The sequence below is a fragment of the Ruegeria sp. L11 genome, from assembly GCF_056531755.1.
In genome coordinates this window covers 1-1406 of the sequence record NZ_JBQFMI010000047.1, presented here as the reverse complement: position 1 = coordinate 1406, position 1406 = coordinate 1, and the positions used below count along the sequence as shown (strand labels likewise).

2 protein-coding genes are annotated in these 1406 nt (G+C 63.6%); both read left to right on the top strand.

The genetic code is table 11. The features are described 5' to 3' along the window. On the top strand, window positions 1-356 hold a 356-nt coding region (locus tag ACR0CE_RS20485), incomplete at its 5' end, for an electron transfer flavoprotein subunit beta/FixA family protein (RefSeq protein ID WP_480833608.1). After that, window positions 356-1285, top strand: a complete 930-nt coding sequence (locus ACR0CE_RS20480; RefSeq protein ID WP_267364206.1) for an electron transfer flavoprotein subunit alpha/FixB family protein — start codon at window positions 356-358, stop codon at window positions 1283-1285. The genes ACR0CE_RS20485 and ACR0CE_RS20480, both read left to right, overlap by 1 nt. The last annotated feature ends 121 nt before the right edge of the window (window positions 1286-1406 follow it).

Genomic DNA, 1406 nt, shown 5'->3' with positions numbered 1-1406 from the left:
TGTCGGCCCTGCTGGGCTGGTCGCAGGGCACCTTTGCCTCGGAACTGGATATCGAAGGCGACAGTGCCAAGATCACCCGCGAGGTGGATGGCGGGTTGCAGACCATCAGCGTCAAGATGCCGACCATCGTGACCGTTGACCTGCGCCTGAACGAGCCGCGCTATGCGTCGCTGCCCAACATCATGAAGGCGAAGAAAAAGCCGCTGGACGAGAAAACCGCCGCCGATTACGGCGTCGACGTCACGCCGCGCCTGGAAATTGTCAAGACCGAAGAACCGCCGGCACGGGCCGCTGGTATCATCGTTGGCTCGGTGGATGAGCTGGTTTCGAAACTCAAAGAAGCGGGGGCTGTGTAATGGCTGTACTTCTGCTTGCCGAAGTCAACAATGGCGAACTGGCGCTGGACGCCACCGCCAAGGCCGTCAACGCCGCCAGGGCGCTGGGTGACGTGACCGTTCTGGCCGCGGGTGGCTCGGCCGCCGCTGCCGGCGAGGCTGCCGCCAAGATCGACGGCGTGTCCAAGGTGCTGGTTGCCGAAGACGCGTCGCTGGGTCATCGCCTGGCGGAATCGACCGCCGCGCTGATCGTGGGTCTGGCCGATGGGTACGAGCATATCGTGGCCCCCGCGACCACCGACGCCAAGAACGTGATGCCGCGCGTCGCAGCCCTGCTGGACGTTATGGTGATCTCGGATGCCTCGGGTGTGGTTGACGGCTCGACGTTTGAGCGCCCGATCTATGCGGGCAACGCGATCCAGACCGTGAAGTCGAACGACGCCAAGAAGGTCGTCACCATCCGCACCGCCAGCTTTGACGCGGCGGGCGAAGGTGGCTCGGCTGCGGTCGAGACCATCTCGGTCGGCGACAATCCCGGCCTGTCGTCGTGGGTCGAAGACAAGGTGGCTGCAAGCGACCGTCCGGAACTGACCTCGGCTGGCGTTGTTGTCTCGGGCGGCCGTGGTGTCGGCTCGCAAGACGACTTCAAGCTGATCGAAGCTCTGGCTGACAAGCTGGGTGCCGCGGTTGGCGCATCGCGCGCCGCTGTGGACTCGGGCTATGCCCCGAACGACTGGCAGGTGGGTCAGACCGGCAAGGTTGTTGCCCCCGATCTTTATGTCGCGGTCGGCATCTCGGGCGCAATCCAGCACCTTGCGGGCATGAAGGATTCAAAGGTCATCGTTGCGATCAACAAGGACGAAGAAGCGCCGATCTTCCAGGTCGCCGACTTCGGACTGGTCGCCGACCTGTTTCAGGCCGTTCCGGAGCTGACCGAAAAGCTCGGCTGACCACAGCCCGGGATCTGAGCCCCTCAACCACCAAAGGCCCGCCACCAAGCGGGCCTTTTTCAATTCAATCCCCTCAAAGCCACCTCAAGCTTCAAAGCAATCTCCCTATGCGCCGAGGGGC

Coding starts and splice junctions, on each gene's coding strand:
- ACR0CE_RS20480 (WP_267364206.1), top strand. CDS start 356: ATGGCTGTACTTCTGCTTGCCGAAGTCAACAATGGCGAACTGGCGCTG.